General features: G+C 59.3%; 14 protein-coding genes and 5 pseudogenes. 13 read left to right on the top strand and 6 right to left on the bottom strand.

The features are described from left to right. Positions 1-8 precede the first annotated feature (8 nt). Positions 9-1,517 (bottom strand): annotated as a pseudogene (locus ACZ9IU_RS25570) (methyl-accepting chemotaxis protein). A gap of 104 nt (positions 1,518-1,621) precedes the next feature. Further along, positions 1,622-1,861 (bottom strand): hypothetical protein, encoded by a 240-nt coding sequence (locus ACZ9IU_RS25565; protein ID WP_157885326.1) that lies wholly within the window; start codon positions 1,859-1,861, stop codon positions 1,622-1,624. Positions 1,862-2,138: 277 nt separating this feature from the next. Between ACZ9IU_RS25565 and ACZ9IU_RS25560 the strand changes: the two genes are divergently transcribed. The 8 genes and pseudogenes from ACZ9IU_RS25560 (at position 2,139) to ACZ9IU_RS25525 (ending at position 9,493) form a co-directional block, all read left to right on the top strand. After that, positions 2,139-3,608 carry a multicopper oxidase family protein gene (locus ACZ9IU_RS25560; protein ID WP_040125238.1) on the top strand — a complete coding sequence of 490 codons (1,470 nt, stop codon included), beginning with the start codon at positions 2,139-2,141 and terminating at the stop codon, positions 3,606-3,608. 10 nt (positions 3,609-3,618) lie between these two features. Further along, a pseudogene (locus ACZ9IU_RS25555) lies at positions 3,619-5,840 on the top strand (copper-transporting P-type ATPase). After that, on the top strand, positions 5,837-6,022 hold the full coding sequence (locus ACZ9IU_RS25550; RefSeq protein ID WP_080719367.1) for a DUF2933 domain-containing protein: 186 nt from the start codon (positions 5,837-5,839) through the stop codon (positions 6,020-6,022). The pseudogene ACZ9IU_RS25555 and the gene ACZ9IU_RS25550 overlap by 4 nt, the downstream one beginning before the upstream one ends. Beyond that, a complete protein-coding gene (locus tag ACZ9IU_RS25545; RefSeq protein ID WP_040125239.1) occupies positions 6,019-6,513 on the top strand; it encodes an SRPBCC family protein in 495 nt (164 codons plus the stop codon). Before ACZ9IU_RS25550 ends, ACZ9IU_RS25545 begins: the two co-directional genes overlap by 4 nt. 156 nt (positions 6,514-6,669) lie before the next feature. Beyond that, complete coding sequence (locus ACZ9IU_RS25540; protein ID WP_040125860.1) at positions 6,670-6,936, top strand: PepSY domain-containing protein; 267 nt, start codon at positions 6,670-6,672, stop codon at positions 6,934-6,936. A 3-nt stretch (positions 6,937-6,939) separates the two neighbouring features. Beyond that, positions 6,940-7,506, top strand: coding sequence for a cytochrome b/b6 domain-containing protein (locus ACZ9IU_RS25535; protein ID WP_040125241.1), 567 nt, complete (start codon positions 6,940-6,942; stop codon positions 7,504-7,506). Beyond that, complete coding sequence (locus ACZ9IU_RS25530; protein ID WP_040125243.1) at positions 7,503-8,180, top strand: response regulator; 678 nt, start codon at positions 7,503-7,505, stop codon at positions 8,178-8,180. Before ACZ9IU_RS25535 ends, ACZ9IU_RS25530 begins: the two co-directional genes overlap by 4 nt. Further along, positions 8,177-9,493: a sensor histidine kinase gene (locus ACZ9IU_RS25525; protein ID WP_040125245.1), complete on the top strand. Its 1,317-nt coding sequence runs from the start codon at positions 8,177-8,179 to the stop codon at positions 9,491-9,493. The genes ACZ9IU_RS25530 and ACZ9IU_RS25525 overlap by 4 nt, the downstream gene beginning before the upstream one ends. A gap of 63 nt (positions 9,494-9,556) precedes the next feature. Here ACZ9IU_RS25525 and ACZ9IU_RS25520 read toward each other — a convergent pair. Continuing rightward, a pseudogene (locus tag ACZ9IU_RS25520) lies at positions 9,557-9,707 on the bottom strand (IS66 family transposase); the annotation flags it as partial. A gap of 163 nt (positions 9,708-9,870) precedes the next feature. Here ACZ9IU_RS25520 and ACZ9IU_RS25515 point away from each other — a divergent pair. Then, positions 9,871-10,536, top strand: a complete 666-nt coding sequence (locus tag ACZ9IU_RS25515) for a CBS domain-containing protein (protein ID WP_040125247.1) — start codon at positions 9,871-9,873, stop codon at positions 10,534-10,536. Positions 10,537-11,340: 804 nt separating this feature from the next. Here the strand turns inward: ACZ9IU_RS25515 and ACZ9IU_RS25510 are convergent. The 3 genes and pseudogenes from ACZ9IU_RS25510 to ACZ9IU_RS25500 all read right to left on the bottom strand — a co-directional run. Further along, positions 11,341-11,436: pseudogene (locus tag ACZ9IU_RS25510) on the bottom strand (transposase); the annotation flags it as partial. A gap of 39 nt (positions 11,437-11,475) precedes the next feature. Further along, positions 11,476-12,183, bottom strand: coding sequence for an alpha/beta hydrolase (locus ACZ9IU_RS25505; RefSeq protein WP_157885327.1), 708 nt, complete (start codon positions 12,181-12,183; stop codon positions 11,476-11,478). A gap of 144 nt (positions 12,184-12,327) precedes the next feature. Continuing rightward, positions 12,328-12,504 (bottom strand): annotated as a pseudogene (locus ACZ9IU_RS25500) (cysteine rich repeat-containing protein); the annotation flags it as partial. 227 nt (positions 12,505-12,731) lie between these two features. Here ACZ9IU_RS25500 and ACZ9IU_RS25495 point away from each other — a divergent pair. The 4 genes from ACZ9IU_RS25495 to ACZ9IU_RS25480 all read left to right on the top strand — a co-directional run bounded on the left by ACZ9IU_RS25495 (position 12,732) and on the right by ACZ9IU_RS25480 (position 14,544). Continuing rightward, a complete protein-coding gene (locus tag ACZ9IU_RS25495; RefSeq protein WP_244447577.1) occupies positions 12,732-13,115 on the top strand; it encodes a hypothetical protein in 384 nt (127 codons plus the stop codon). 63 nt (positions 13,116-13,178) lie between these two features. Beyond that, positions 13,179-13,727: an RNA polymerase sigma factor gene (locus ACZ9IU_RS25490; protein ID WP_080719368.1), complete on the top strand. Its 549-nt coding sequence runs from the start codon at positions 13,179-13,181 to the stop codon at positions 13,725-13,727. Beyond that, the gene (locus ACZ9IU_RS25485; RefSeq protein WP_040125255.1) at positions 13,724-14,137 is read left to right on the top strand and encodes a hypothetical protein; all 414 of its coding nucleotides are present in this window, start codon (positions 13,724-13,726) and stop codon (positions 14,135-14,137) included. Before ACZ9IU_RS25490 ends, ACZ9IU_RS25485 begins: the two co-directional genes overlap by 4 nt. Continuing rightward, positions 14,134-14,544, top strand: coding sequence for a periplasmic heavy metal sensor (locus ACZ9IU_RS25480; protein WP_040125257.1), 411 nt, complete (start codon positions 14,134-14,136; stop codon positions 14,542-14,544). Before ACZ9IU_RS25485 ends, ACZ9IU_RS25480 begins: the two co-directional genes overlap by 4 nt. The last annotated feature ends 1,027 nt before the right edge of the window (positions 14,545-15,571 follow it).

Here is a 15,571-nt window from a genome sequence, read left to right as displayed (position 1 = left end):
GTGAAAAGCTACGCCGCAGTGCGCTTGGGTTGCGGGTTTGCCGACATGGGGCTTGCTGAACCTCCAATCCGGAAACGCCCGATCAGGGATGCAAGCCGCTGACTGATCTGCGAGAGGCTCTGCGTTGAGGCGTTAGTCTCCTCCATCAGCGCGGCATTCTGCTGCGTGATCTGGTCCATGTTGCGCACAGCAGTATTGATCTCCTGAATGCCGGAAGCCTGCTCCTGCGCTGATTGTGCAACGGAGTTGATATTCTCCTTGATGGAGCCAACCCTGTCTCCGATGGTGTTCAAGGATTCACCTGTAAGGTTCACAAGTTCTACGCCCCTCCTTACGTCGGCCGATGAACGAGAGATCAGCTCCTTGATCTCCTTCGCTGCCGCGGCAGATCGTTGCGCCAGTTCGCGAACCTCCTGTGCCACGACAGCAAAGCCTTTGCCCTGTTCGCCAGCGCGCGCGGCTTCAACTCCGGCATTGAGCGCCAGGAGGTTCGTCTGGAAAGCGATTTCATCGATGACGCCGATGATCTGGTTCATTTTCTGCGAAGACGTTTCGATGTCGCCCATCGCAGCAATCGCCTGGTCGACGATCTGGCCCGACTTGGCAGTCTCTGCAGCAGATTCCTGAACAACTGTCTGAACGTCTCGCACCCGGTTCGCGGATTGTCCCGAAATCGTGGTGATCTCTTCCAGGGCCGCAGCACTTTCTTCCAACGCAGAGGCCTGATGTTCGGTGCGTTTGGCCATGTCATTGGCTGCGGATGCGATGCCCTCCACTTCCGCACGGACATCTTCGACCGATCGGTGTATTTCCAGCATGGCACCGTCCAGTGCCGCCACCGATGAATTGAAGTTCTGCTTCAGTGCATCGAAGCTCGGCGCAAGGGGCTCGCGAAGTTGGGCAGTTAGATCTCCTTCTGCGAGGCGCGAAAGCCCACCGGCCAATGCGGACAACGCAGCATCCTGTTCTGCCTTCTCCACTGCACGCTGTGTTTCAAGGCGCGCTCGTTCCTCGGCCAAGGTATCGAGATAAACGGAAATGGCATAATCCATATCGATCAGGGCAGCTTTGGTGACCGCGACAAGATCGTTCGAGAGCTTCTCAGCCTTTCGCCCATGAAGGAAACCCTTCAACTCCTCCTTGATCACTGCCCGGATGATCCCCTCCAGGATCATCGCATAGCCACCGATATACCAGCGAGGCTCAAGCCCGATCCGAGCATGCACACGGCCTACAGTTGTGACGCCTTCGACGTAATTCTCGTTGTATTGTCCGGAGGCGATGATGTCCCAATGCTTCGCTTGCCGATCTTTCGCGTGCGCAACATGGGCCTCATTGGAGAAGAATCGCGCGGTCTGCGGATGCTAAGTGATCTTCCGGTAGAAGGCATCAAGGGTCTCACCGATAGTACCTCGTATAATCGTGTGGATCCCTGACAGGCTGCGCAGCTGGGCTGCGTCGAGGCCTACGAACTGAAGTCTGTCCTGGAGATCGGTGGTCTTGCTTGTGCCTGTCATGAGGACCTCGAAGAAATGTCGAAAGGTTGCAGGGGAATGGGTAGCAACGCGGGTGCAGAGAGCGCCATAATTTCAGATCATGCTTAATTTAGTATTATGGCATACTATATATCGACGCCGCCGTTGGAAGGTTGACGGAGATCAAGGCCGATAAACCCGCATCCGGTATTCCTCGTTCCGGACGAAGCGAGCTGAACATGAACCTGCGCGAGCGGAAAAGCGTGATCTGGAGGATGATAGCGGTCGTTTTTGCCGCCGTCGTTCTTTTCGCTGCGCCAGTTTCTCACGTCGCCCCTCATTTCTGCCCAACCGAGCAGAGCGCGTCCGACAGCCATGGCGGTCATGGCCACGATCATCCGAGGACGACATCTAGTTTGGACGACAAGGCCTGCTGCAGCGCCACTTGCGCCGCTTGCCTGGCGGTAGTTTCCGATGCGAGCCAGCCGGTTCTTTCGCTGACCCCGCTTGGCCCGGTTGCCGACATGCCGACAGATCTTGCCGGGACAGACCCTTCGCCGGGACTGGAGCCGCCCCGATCCTTCGCGTGACGAGACACCCGCCCCGTGCGGGTAAATCATCATCAGCACGGTCGGAATGCCGGCCAGGATCGAGAGAACTATCATGTACCGTCGAGAATTCCTCAAGACGCTCGCCGTCGGCGCGGCAGCAGTCTCACCTCTATTAAGCGCCTCCACCGGCAGAGCGGATGCATCGTCCTCTGACCTCGTGATCGGGAAACGGACCCTTGAGGTAAAAGGCAGGCCGGCAACCGTGTTCGGCCTGACAGACCGAAAAGGTCGGCCCGGACTTGTCTGGGATGCGCAGACGCAGTTCAATCTCCGGCTTGGCAACGATACGCCGGAAGACACGCTGATCCACTGGCACGGATTGACGCCTCCTTGGGCCATGGACGGCGTTCCCGGCAATCCGGCTGCACTGCTGAAGGCCAAGGAGATCAGGGACTACGACTTTCCGATCGGCAGAGGCGGCACACACTGGATGCACGCCCACACCTTGCAGGAACAGGCTCTCCTAGCGGCCCCGCTCATCGTGCGCACGGCCGAGGATCGCTCTCGCGACGAGCAGGAGATCGTCGTCCTTCTTCATGACTTTTCCTTCAAGTCGCCTGAAGAACTGCTGGCGGAACTCAAGGCGGGCGGGTCCGGACACGGCAACATGCCGATGGGCGGTCAGAGCATGACGCCGATGATGTCGAAGATGCACGCCCAGCATCAGATGCCGATGAGCGGCGGTTCAAGCACGGCTGCGTCGATGACGGGCATGCAGGGCATGGACCTGAACGACATCGAATATGACGCCTATCTTGCCAACGATCGCACCCTGGACGACCCGGAAATCGTCACTGTTGAGAAAGGTGGCAGGGTCCGCCTGCGGATTATCAACGGAGCAACCGCAACCGCATTCACCATCGACACTGGTAGCGTAACCGGCAGCCTGATTGCAGTTGACGGCATGGAGGTGGTGCCAGTCGCCGGCAAACGTTTCCCGATATCCATGGGACAGCGGCTCGATATCCGGCTGCAGCTTCCTTCCGGATCAGGCACGTTACCGATCCTGGCACTGCGCGAGGGAGCTGGGGAAAGGACGGGCATCATTCTTGCGACGACGGGGGCTCCCGTGACCAGGCTCGCCTCGGTTGCGCCGGAACGGGGGCCGGTCCTCGACCTCGCGCTTGAGCAGCAGTTGCGAGGTGTCGAGCCGCTTCCGGCCCGCTCACCCGACCATCGCTATGACCTTGCACTGACCGGCGGCATGGCCGGATACACATGGGCGATCGAAGCGGCAGAGGCCTTGAACGTCTCTCGGGGGCAGCGTGTCCGGATACTGATGCGCAACATGTCGATGATGGCCCATCCGATGCACTTGCATGGGCATCATTTCCAGGTGGTCGCCGTCAATGGGAGAACATTCGCGGGCGCAGTGCGGGACACCGTTCTTTTACCGCCAATGGCAGAGGTCGCGGTGGAGTTCGACGCCGAAAATCCGGGCCGGTGGCCGCTTCATTGCCACCATCTCTATCATATGGCCGCGGGGATGATGTCCTTCATCACCTACGACGGCGCGATCTGAAGGGGCTGACATGACTGACGAACATCACGGACACGCTCATCATCGCAATGATCACCACCATCACGATCACAGCAGCAATGCCGTGCCGCCGCAGGAAACAGCGCCCGTCGCCGAAGGGCAAACTGTTTTCTATACCTGCCCGATGCATCCGCAGATCCGGCAGATAGCCCCTGGCAACTGCCCGATTTGCGGAATGACGCTGGAGCCCGAAACTCCCGTGATCGCAGAAGGGCCAAGCGCAGAGCTGGTCGATATGACCCGCCGCTTCTGGATCGGCCTCGTGCTGTCCCTTCCCGTCCTGGCGCTGGAGATGGGCGGGCACCTGACGAACCTGCATATGATGATCGGACCGCAGGCTTCGAACTGGATCCAGATGGCGCTGGCGACTCCCGTGGTCCTTTGGGCGGGCTGGCCGTTCTTCGAACGTGGTTGGCGATCACTGGTTACCCGCAGTCTCAACATGTTCACGCTGATTGCGATGGGCACCGGTGTCGCCTGGATCTACAGCGTGGTTGCCACCGTCGTGCCTGGCACCTTCCCGGAAACGCTGCGATCCGGCGAAGGCGCGGTCGCGGTCTATTTCGAAGCGGCAGCCGTGATCATCGTCCTCGTTCTTCTTGGCCAGGTCCTGGAACTCCGGGCACGCGAGCAGACGGGCGGCGCGATAAGAGCCTTGCTCGACCTTGCACCAAAGATCGCGCGCCGTGTGAAGGCCGATGGTACCGACGAGGACATCGGTCTTGATGCCGTCGCCGTCGGAGACCGGCTGCGTGTTCGTCCCGGCGAGAAAGTCCCGGTCGACGGGACACTCCTTGAAGGGCGCAGTTCGATTGACGAGTCGATGATCACCGGCGAATCCATGCCCGTGACGAAAGACGTCGGTTCGAAGCTGATCGGCGGCACGATGAACAAGACCGGCGGCTTTGTCATGGAAGCCGGCAAGGTCGGCAAAGATACCATGCTCTCGCAGATCGTGAAAATGGTCGCTGAAGCCCAGCGTTCCCGCGCTCCGATTCAGCGCCTGGCCGACCAGGTCTCCGGTGGTTTGTACCGGTGGTCATCGCCGTGGCCATTGTTGCGTTCTTCGTCTGGCTGCTCATCGGACCTGAACCACGCTTCGCGCATGGGCTAGTCGCCGCCGTCGCCGTTCTCATTATTGCCTGCCCCTGCGCCCTCGGCCTTGCAACGCCAATGTCCATCATGGTCGGCGTGGGCCGTGGTGCAAGACTTGGCGTCCTGATCAAGAACGCGGAGGCCCTGGAACGCTTCGAAAGGGTCGACACCCTCGTTGTCGACAAAACGGGCACCCTTACCGAAGGGCGGCCGAAGGTCACCGCGATTTTACCGATGGAAGGCCTTTCGGAGACCGAACTGCTGCAGGCCGCGGCGACACTTGAACGTTCGAGCGAGCACCCGCTCGCTCTCGCTATCGTCAACGCCGCCACCGAACGCAACCTCCAGGTCGGCGACGCCCGGGACTTCGACAGCCCCGTCGGCAAGGGCGTGACCGGAATGGTCGACGGCAGGAAGCTCATCCTGGGAAGCCATCGGATCATGGAGGAAAGCGGGATCGACGTATCTGCGATGACGGTCAAAGCCGAGGAGCTCAGAAACGAAGGGGCGACGGTCATCTTCATGGCTTCGGATGGGCAGGTCGCCGGGTTGTTCGCCATTGCAGACCCGGTCAAGGCGACGACGCCGCCGGCTGTGAAGGCGCTCGTTTCCGAAGGCATCAGGGTCGTGATGCTGACGGGCGACAACAAAACCACTGCGCATGCCGTCGCGCGGCGGCTCGGTATTTCGGAGGTCGAAGCCGAGGTGCTTCCGGAGGACAAGAGCAAGATCGTGTCAAGGCTTCGCAGCGAAGGCAAGATCGTCGCCATGGCTGGCGACGGCGTCAACGATGCCCCTGCGCTTGCGGCCGCCGACGTCGGCATCGCAATGGGCACCGGCACGGATGTCGCCATCGAAAGCGCCGGCGTCACCCTATTGAAGGGCGACCTTCAGGGCATCGTACGAGCTCGGCAGCTCAGCCGGGCGACGATGGCCAACATCCGGCAAAACCTGTTCTTCGCATTCATCTACAATGCCGCAGGCATCCCGGTTGCCGCCGGTTTGCTGTACCCGACCTTCGGCATCCTGCTTTCCCCGATCATCGCCGCAGCCGCGATGGCTCTGTCATCCGTAAGCGTGATCGGCAATTCCCTCAGACTGAGGAGCATCAACCTATGAGCACGTCCCGCACGTGGCTCCTGGTCGGAGCGTCACTAGCCGTCATCGTCATTTTCTTCGTGCTTCGGGAGCATTGGGCCCACGCGCTCGGGCTCGCTCCATATCTGCTGCTTCTCGCTTGCCCGCTCCTGCACCTGTTCCATGGGCACGGTGGGCATGATCATGGAGATCACCCGCAATGATCTACCGCCGCTCAGCTTCGAGTACCGTTGAAATTCCAGCGCCAGCACAGCAAGTATTTGCGTTCCTGGACGATCCGAGGGCGCTCGGAAGCCACATGGATAAGCGGTCGATCATGATGCTGGGCTCGGTGATGACATATGAACTCGACGATGCGGAGGGACGGCAGGTCGGCTCCGTCATCAAAATGAGTGGCTCGATCCTGGGGATCGGGCTAAGTCTCGAAGAGGTGGTAACCGAGCGATCGCCACCTCTTCTCAAGACATGGGAAACGCTTGGCGCGACGCGTCTGCTGGTCATCGGTCAATACAGGATGGGCTTCAGGATCGAACCCTTTCCTAGAGGAAGCAGGGTGACCGTGAAGATCGAATACAACTTTCCCGACGGTTTTGTCGGCAAATTACTAGGCAGGATGCTCGGTGACCTCTATGCGAACTGGTGCGTGCGCCAAATGACAGACGGCGCCCCTCGCCGCATGGCAGCGCCCGATTGATAGGCCTTCTCACCCGGCCTGGATGCATACGGTACATATTGACGACTGAATGAGGCGCTGGGAGCGCGTTTCGTTTCCCCTGACAGCAAACGGACAGCTAGGGGATTTTATTGCTCGGTTCGTCGCCCGGTTGGGCTTAGAGCAAAGGACCAAATGATTATGCTGAAACTGATTACCGCAGTCGCAATTGCCGCTTCCGTACCGGCGCTGGCGCTCGCCAGCCCGAGTTGCACCAAAGAGCCGAAGTCGAAGTGGATGTCGGAGGACGCCATGAAGGCGAAGATCGATACCCTTGGCTATAAGGTCAAGACTTTCGAAATCACCGGCAACTGCTACGAAATCTACGGCAAGGATAAGGACGGCAAGCGAGCCGAGGTCTATTTCAATCCGGTATCCGGTGACATCGTCCAGAAGGGCGATTAAACGATGACGGCGATCTCACCGAGGAAGGAGGGCTTATCGCCCTCCGACGCCGCGCCAAGGAGCGTCAAAGTCTGGGACCCCATCGTCCGAATTTTTCATTGGACCATTGTCGCAGCTTGCGCGCTCAACTTCTTTATCCTGGAGGAAGGGAAATACTGGCATCGCGTCACGGGATACGTGGTCGCAGGGGCGATCATAATTCGACTTTTTTGGGGCTTCGTTGGTACAAAGCATGCGCGATTCGACGATTTCTTCCCGACGCCGCGGAGGCTGAAGGAGCAAATTGGCGGCATCATCGAGAGCCAGGAAAAGCGATACCTTGGACACAATCCGCTCGCTTCGATCATGATATTCTTGCTCATCGCTCTTCTTGCGGCAACGGCCGTGACCGGATGGATGACGACATTGGATGCCTTTTGGGGCGAAAAATGGCTTGAGCGATTGCACGGAACGATTGCCAACAGCATTATGATCCTCGTCTTCATCCATGCTGGCGCTGCTATCGTGGAAAGCTGGAGATATCGAGAGAATCTCGTCTGGTCGATGATTACAGGTCGAAAGAAGGCATGAGAATTCTGCTCATCGAGGACAGCGCCCGGCTTCGTGGGCTTGTTTGCGAGGCCATCCGGAATGAGGGCTGGAAGATAGACGCGTTCGCGACTGCACAGGATGGACGTATAGCCCTTCGAGAGGGGGAGTACGACCTGCTTCTCCTAGACCTTGGTCTTCCTGAGGAGGATGGCATCGACGTCCTCAAATCGCTCCGGGAGGCTGGCAGTCAGACGCCAGTGCTCGTTCTGACTGCAAGAGCTGCGATCGACGAGCGGATAGCCGGACTTGATGCGGGCGCTGACGACTATCTGGCCAAGCCGTTCCACAATGGCGAACTGACGGCCCGGATACGCGCACTTATCCGGCGATCACCCGTCACCTCTATGCCCGTGCTGGAATACGCCGCGCTGAAACTCGATGTAGCGTCGCGTCAGGTGATCTGCGCGGGCAATGAAGTCGCTCTCGCCCCGTCAGAAAAGGGCTTGCTCGAACTGCTGATGCGCAACGGTGGAAAGGTTGTCCCCAAAGCAAAGATCGAGCATGCGTTCTCCGAGTTTGGCGACGAGAGAAGCAGTAATGCCGTTGAGTTGGCGATATCCCGTCTTCGGAAGAAACTCGAGAGCCACAATACCCACTCGTCAATCGAGACGATCAGAGGTGTGGGCTATATGATGCGCGAGGTGCATGATTGAGCCAGTCGCAACCGACGCTCGGAGCGATTCTCGCTCGCCGAATCACTTTCTTCGCGATCTTCGCCATGCTCCTGCAACTCGCCCTCGTCTTTTCGGATTACTACTGGGATGTTGGTGAGCTGTCGCGATTGTTCGTTGAGCAGGAAACAGAACGATTGGCGGCCGGGATCGCAGTGGAAGGTGCTAGCGTGCATTACCGCCTTCCCGACACTGTACAGCAGCGTTACCGAAAAGATGACACAGGTTACGTTGCCCGCATTCGTGCGGCGAACGGTACGCTGGTGTTCCAATCATGCGACGCTGCCTGTGAGGATCGCTTCCTTCCTAAGGATGTGAACCCGCCAGACTTCTGGTTGAGGTCTTTGGCACCGGGAAAGCCTTTGTCGCTCGTCGGCGGTCAAGCATTCGCTATTGGCACCCAGCGTTTCCTCGTCGATATTGCGACGATCGGTGATCCCTCTGACGTCATGTCCGACGTCCTCTGGAATGAGATAATCGGACACCTGATCGTACCCATGAGCATCCTCCTGGTTCTCGTACTTGGTGGAACCTTGCTATCCGTCCGCCAGGCACTGCGGCCAGTCCGAGCTGCCGCCGACGCTGCTGACCAGGTTGATCCAATGGATTCGCGCTCGCATTTGGACTTCGATCAAATGCCGCGGGAGGTCGCCCATCTTGCGGCCGCCGTCAATCGCGCCTTCGAGCGCGTCGGCGCTTTGATGAGGTCGCAGAAGGTCCTGACATCCGGGATCGCCCACGAAATCCGAACACCACTTGCAGCGTTGAAGCTGGAACTCGCCCAGATCGATCATCCCCGCGCGAGGAGGGCCGAAGCCGACCTTGAGGACCTGGTGAACTTCGTCGCTCAGATCACCGCGCTCGCTCGGCTTGAAAGCGTCGATCACGGCATGTTCGAGGAGATCGACCTCGTGGAGCTATCGTCGTCCGTGGTAGCGCAGCTCGCCCCTTGGGTCTACGAAAACAATCATTCGCTAGAGTTCTTCAGCCAAGTGGAAAGCAGCATGCTCAGGGGCGCGCCTTCGCTTCTAAGAGACGCGCTTCGGAATTTGATCGAGAACGCAGTCAGGCACACAGTTGATCGCACAGCAGTCATCGTCCGTGTGGGCAACGGCATCATTGCGGTCGAAGATCAGTCCCCCGAAATCCTGCTGCGTAACGAAACGGTATCGGGGTCTAGTGATAGCCTTGGTATCGGACTGAAGATTGTCGAACGCATAGTAGAAATACATCAGGCGACATTCTCTAAATCACGGTCGAATTCCGGACACATCTTCGAGTTGGACTTCCGATGAAATAGTGAGCTTCGCGGGCCTGGCATTTAATGTGAGGGCCTGGCTGCCGGATGCCGAGCTAATCCATGGAAGTAACTCGTCGATCCGGCCCTGCTCCTGACCGTTGACGATGGCCGTGAGCGTGTTGATCTGGTCGGCAACCAGATCGACTGAATAAAGCTGCAAGTCTCAATCGCGAAGCGATAGTTGCCCAATTCTCCGCTCCACCGTGGTGAGCTCTCACATGCCCCCGCTCTACAGATAAACAACAGCCCAAAGCCGCCGCTCGCCGGGTGTTTCAGAATTCCCATCCTGAGGATCATTTAGGTTGAGTTGAATCAAGGCATCGGCGGCCCACCCTGCGAGACTGGGTCAAGTTCCGAAAAAGGGAAAGCATAATGCTTGTGCAGGATTTCATGACGCTGACACCGATCCGCGTGTCGCCGGACACGAGTATCAACCACGCCATTCAGTTGATGCTCGACCACCACGTCAGCGGGCTTCCGGTGGTCGGCGATGACGATCGTGTTGTCGGCATGCTCACCGAAGGCGACCTATTGAGCCGGAGTGCGTTTAATGTCGGCTCGGAGCCTCTCCCGGAAGGTTCTGACGGTGCCTTCTTTGAAAATTATGTTCGGACACATGGAACGACCGTAGGCGATTGCATGACAAGAGAGCTCATTTGCATATCGCCAGAACAACCGCTTGCCGACGCCGCTGTTCTCGCGCGAAGCCACAACATCAAACGTTTGCCGGTGATTCAATCGGGCAAGCTCGTCGGGATCATCAGCCGGCGCGATATCCTGCGAGCGATAAAAACGGACCGCGATGTCGTGGCGAAAGGGGATGATGCGCTGCGCCTGGCTGTTGCGACCCGACTGCGAGCAGGACTTGGCCTTGAAGCTGGTCGGCTTAAAATGGACGTCAAAGATTCGATTGTCGAAATTCTCGCTCCTGTTCCGTCTGCTGCGCAAAAGCGTGCGATACGGGTGGTGGCCGAGAGTGTGGCCGGTATCGCCGGGGTGAGTTTCCGGGATCATGAGAATGCAACCTCAAGCGTATGACACTGGACATCGATTTGGGCCGGGCGGAGGCATTACTGTGCGTATTGACGCTCATCACCTGCAAATCCAAACGGTTCGCTTTCACCGACCTGCGCGACACCGGTACCGATCTGGAGATCAGGTCCTCGCAGTTGCGAGCCTACCAGCAGGGGTGTTTATCGATATCGATGAATTTGGAATGCGCTACGCCCTCGACGCCAGTGCGATCCGGGACCTGAGAATCCTGTTCGGGTCTCGTGCAACCAAGCAGGAACTGCTCGCCAATGCTCGTCGTCCGAGCCGCATCAGGTAAATCGCCGCTGAACATGCTCCCTCGGAGGCACTCCGATGAGACCGGGGAAATCAGACGGACGAGAATTCCGGCAACCGAGCGAGTATCATCATCTTAAAAGACATCGACGCGGGCGCGCGGCTCAGCACGTCTCGCCTGGATCCGAGAAACGAGGTCGGCAATGCGGCGTAGTCGATTTGATCGGTTCCTCTTTGATCTAGAGAGAATGTCGTTCCGTTGGCTTGGCCCTATCCTGTCGGTCGCCTGCATACTCGTCGCTGTCGCCGGCGAGCTGTGCAAGCATTCCCGGTACCGAAATCGGTAATCGTGTCCTGGTCACTATCGATGCTGAAGATGAAGGTGTCGGCGCCCGCTCCCCCGTGAGGGCGTCGTTTCCGGATCCTCCTGACAGGAATTCTCCCTCATGGATTCCCTCGGGACGTTGGACGGGAGGGTCAGCAAGTGGTTGGCCACTTGCAAGCGCATATTCGTCGGGCTCGTCTGATAAGCATGCGGATGTGAGCGATGGTTATTCAGGCTTCTGCTGAAGCGATGGATTTCTCGAAATCCTTGGCCAGCCTGCGGCATCGGCCCAGCCACGCAAACGTCCGTTCGACGACCCAGCGGCGCTCGCGACCTTGCGGGCCCTCCGCGACGACGGTGACTGCCTATTGGACCAACCCCTGGATGAACCGATCGACTGTCTGGGTGTAGCTCCCTGGTTTGCCGAGATCCTCGTTAATCGCGGAATGGCTTTTGGCCACCGGCAAAACTCCGGTGCGAACTCCGACCGTTCCGGCCCTGGCTTCAAAGCCTTCTGCCTGAGCACAGGATGTGCGACGTGTTGACGAACATACAAGCAGCATCGGTCGCGCTGCGGGCCGGAGTTGGGCGCTCGGGGATGCGCGCAGCCAGAAAGCCGGATCGTTGCCGAATGCCCTGTCGTACAGCCGCGGATGCGAACCCTTCATGATTCCCGTCACGTCGTAGGCCGCGCTGTCTAACGCGACCGTACCGCGCCATAGTTGCGCACCGACACGCGTTGCCATATTGGGATCGGCGGAAAGCAACATCACCAGATGCGCGCCGGCCGAATGCCCCATCAGAACGAAGCGGCGGGGATCGCCGCCGAGGCTCCGCACCTTTTCCTGGGCCGTGGCAAGAGCCTTGACCACATCCTGAGCCTGCACGAGCGGATCAGCTTCCGGCAGCAGGCGGTTGTCGACCGAGACGAAGATGAAGCCTTTCGGAAGCCAGTAGGCGACTTTGTTGTCGACAACGCGGGAAGCCGATTTGGAACCGATGGCCCATGCTCCGCCGTGCACCATGAATATGACGGGAGCGTTTGCGGCACCGTCCGGCACGTAGATGTCCATCCGCTGCTTCGAATGACTTCCATAGGCGATATCACGGTAGACCCTGGTTTGCGCAGGAAGCGCGGCTTGCGCACCCGCAGGCTGCCCTGAATCCTGCGCTGCTACGGCGATGGCCGACCGGCAGCCGTCAGATAATTGCGTCACGTTTTGGCGAAGGCATTGGGCGATGGCGCCTCCGCCGGGCCTGGCCCCAGGGCACACTCTCGCAACGTCTGCGCGGCAGGCCTGCACCAGTGCCCGGCGTTCTCCCCTACCCAGTTCCTGAGATTGCGCTTCAGGACCAGCAAAGCCGAAAAGGGCTCCAACAGAAAAAACAATCATAGCCCATGTTAAATTTCGCATACCCGGCTCCGCCGACAATGACCTTTCCGATTTATACGTATGGCAAGCTGCCCTCCTACGCGGTGACGAAGAAAAGCCACGGAGCGAGCCATCAATCAGTGCTCAGCGTAGGAGCGTGCCGCTTCGTTCGTATGAGCAGCATAGCTGGGCGTATAGCAACGATATGCTTCGCTCGGCTACCCTGATGAAACCAAGGACGATTCAAGATGAAATATGTATCACGACTTGCAATCATGCTGATTGTCACAGCCCCACTGCTGGCGATCGCTGGTCCTGGCAATGCCGAGGAATGGACACGCTCGACGGCCCGCGGCGGGCAAATCACCCGCACCGTCAGCGGTGAGGACGGTCGATATTCGGGAACCACAACCCGCACGGGCGCCAATGGCGCGACATACACATCGAGCGGCCAATGTGCTTCAGGCATCGTCGACCGCTGCGCCCGGAGCTACTCGGCAACCGGACCGAAAGGAACCACCGTGACGGGCAAGCGGGCGACCGCGGTCGGACCCTGGCGTGTCCGTACGGCAAGCAGCATCACCGGCCCGGAGGGTAGTCGGCTTCTGACGCTACGCCGTATCGTACGCTAGTCAAACTTGGAGGGCGCTAAGCGAACAGGCGACAAAGCCGCCGCCGATATCGATCGATCGCTCATGCTGGCGATCGCGGCGGGGCGTCAGCACGCGCTTGCACAACTCGTCGAGCGCCACGGCGAGGGCCTGACGGCCTTTGCCCGGCGTTACCTGGGCAGCTCGCGTGAGGATGCCGAGGATGTCGTCCAGGAAGTATTCTGGACCGTATGGCGCAAGGCGGCCCATTTCGATCCGGACAGGGCACAGGTCACGACATGGCTGTACAGGATCGCCGCGAACCGCTGTATCGATATTGGACGACGAAACGCGCTGCTGCGCTTCGTCGGACTGGATGCGATGCCCGCCGACCCGAGCTTAGACGAGCCCGACGCCGAGGTGAGAGTCTCCGGACGGTCGGAGCTGAGCCTGGCCCGCAAAGGCATACTCGACTTGCCGCGGCGCCAGCGCATGGCGCTGCTCCTGCGCGCGGTCGCCGATCTCGACGTTGCGGAAATCGCACAGGTGATGGGAACGACCGGCGGCTCGGTCGAACAGCTTCTGGTTCGCGCGCGACGCGCGTTGCGGGAGCATATGGCAAAGGCAGGCAGCGGAGTAAGGCTACGACAATGACTGACGAGAAATTCAAGAAACTGAAACGCCGTTTCGGCGACGACGTATCGACCTGGCCGGCGCCATACCGCCGGCTGGCGGAGAACCGCCTGGATGAGAACCCGGTCGACAGCCTAGTCCGCGAAGCTGCCATCAATAAGGTCGATGACAACCTTCTGGCCCGGAAGGTGCTCGACGGGCTCGGCGGGCACCGGAACCCGAGATCGAAATGGCTGTGGTCGGCTTTTGCATCGCCCCGCCTGGTGGCCACTGCTGCGCTCATACTGACAGGAGCGGCGCTGATGGGTGGATACCAGTTCGCCAGGGTAGAGGGACGTTCCGTCGAAGCGTCCTTGTTCGCGGTTGCGGCCGGCGCGCCGACGACATTCCTGTTTGGCGATGAATTCGATCGTCCGGAGAGCAGCCTATGACACGTTCCGGCATGTTACGAACCGCTGTTTTCGTGCTGCTCGCCATGTCGCTTGCCGGCAACTTCTTCACGATCGGCTACCTCGCGCATCGATGGCAATCCGGCCCCAATGTTCTTTCCATGGCTCTCGCAGCGCGCTATTCTCCCGAGGTCCAGCGTGCATTCCGCGAGGTTTTGCGAGAAAACAGATCAACCGTGCGCGCGGCATTGGCTGAACTGAGGACGGCGCGTGACGCCCAGGAGGCTCTTGCCAGGCAGCATCCGGTCGATGAGGTGACCATGCGCGCCGCGATGGCCCGGGTCCGAACCAAAACCGCAGGACTTCAATCGATATTGCAGGACTATCTCATGATGGCGCTCAGGAACGCAGAACCTCCCGCAAAAGACGACCGAAAAACGACCGGATAAGCACATGGAACGCAAATGGCTTCGCGCGGAATCGACGATGTTGGTTTCATCGGAGGGCGGTTGGGCGTCCGGCGGAGATCAAGATATATCCTCCATTCGGAGATTCCTCACGCGATGGCCACGCGTTTCCCTATCGAGGCGTGGTCATTTGGAGGAATGACATTGTCCGTTTCCTCGACCAAAATTGCGGAACGATGGAGGACGGCTTTGCATCTGGGTCAGCCAGATACCAATAGCGAACTTTCCGCGTCATCGGTCTTTTCGAAGTTGCTGGCGATCTGGCCACATTGTCGGATTTGTCTCCGGTGACCGTATTCCAAGGCTGCCCACAATAGAAGGAGATGACATGGGACGCGAGGCAATCACACGTGTGGAGATAGGCGGCGAGGCAGGTGATGTCCTCGCTCTGCTCGAAAGCACAGAACTGGTCTTGCGTGGCGACATCCGCCGACGGTTCCCGCGCGACCGGCTTGTGAATGTCCACGTGGATGGGTCGGCGCTTTGCTTCACATGCAATGGCGAATCTGTTTCCCTGCATATGGGCGCCATCGGGGCAGAGAAATGGAGGAACGCGATTGCCACTCCACCGCCGAGCCTGCGCGCTAAACTGGGGCTGGAAAGGGACGCAGGGGCATAGTCGCCCGCATCGACGGGCCCGATGATCTGGCGGCGGCTCAGGCGGCGCAGGCAAAATGTCCGGACCTTCCGGTCTGGGCGATTTATCCAAAAGGAAAGAATGTCCGCTATGGAGATGGGCCTATAAGGGCCGCGCTGCGCGACGCAGGGTATCGCGACTCCAAGTCCTGTGCTGTGTCTGAGCGGCTGACGGCCACCAGATACAACCCGGAGCGACCTTAGAAAGCTGCGTTACTGCTACCGGCCAGCGAACCACATGAATTGTGGAAGACCTTTTAGGTGCCAAAACCACGATATCCGCGCAAAGGCGCATTGGAACGTTGTGACGACCGCGCGTACCTACGTCATCAACAAACACCGCGTTCGGGGCGGCAATGGAACATTGTGACAC

It is taken from the genome of Mesorhizobium sp. USDA 4132 (assembly GCF_056279545.1).
Note: the sequence above shows the minus strand (reverse complement) of the source record. Positions and strands in the feature narration are given on the sequence as shown.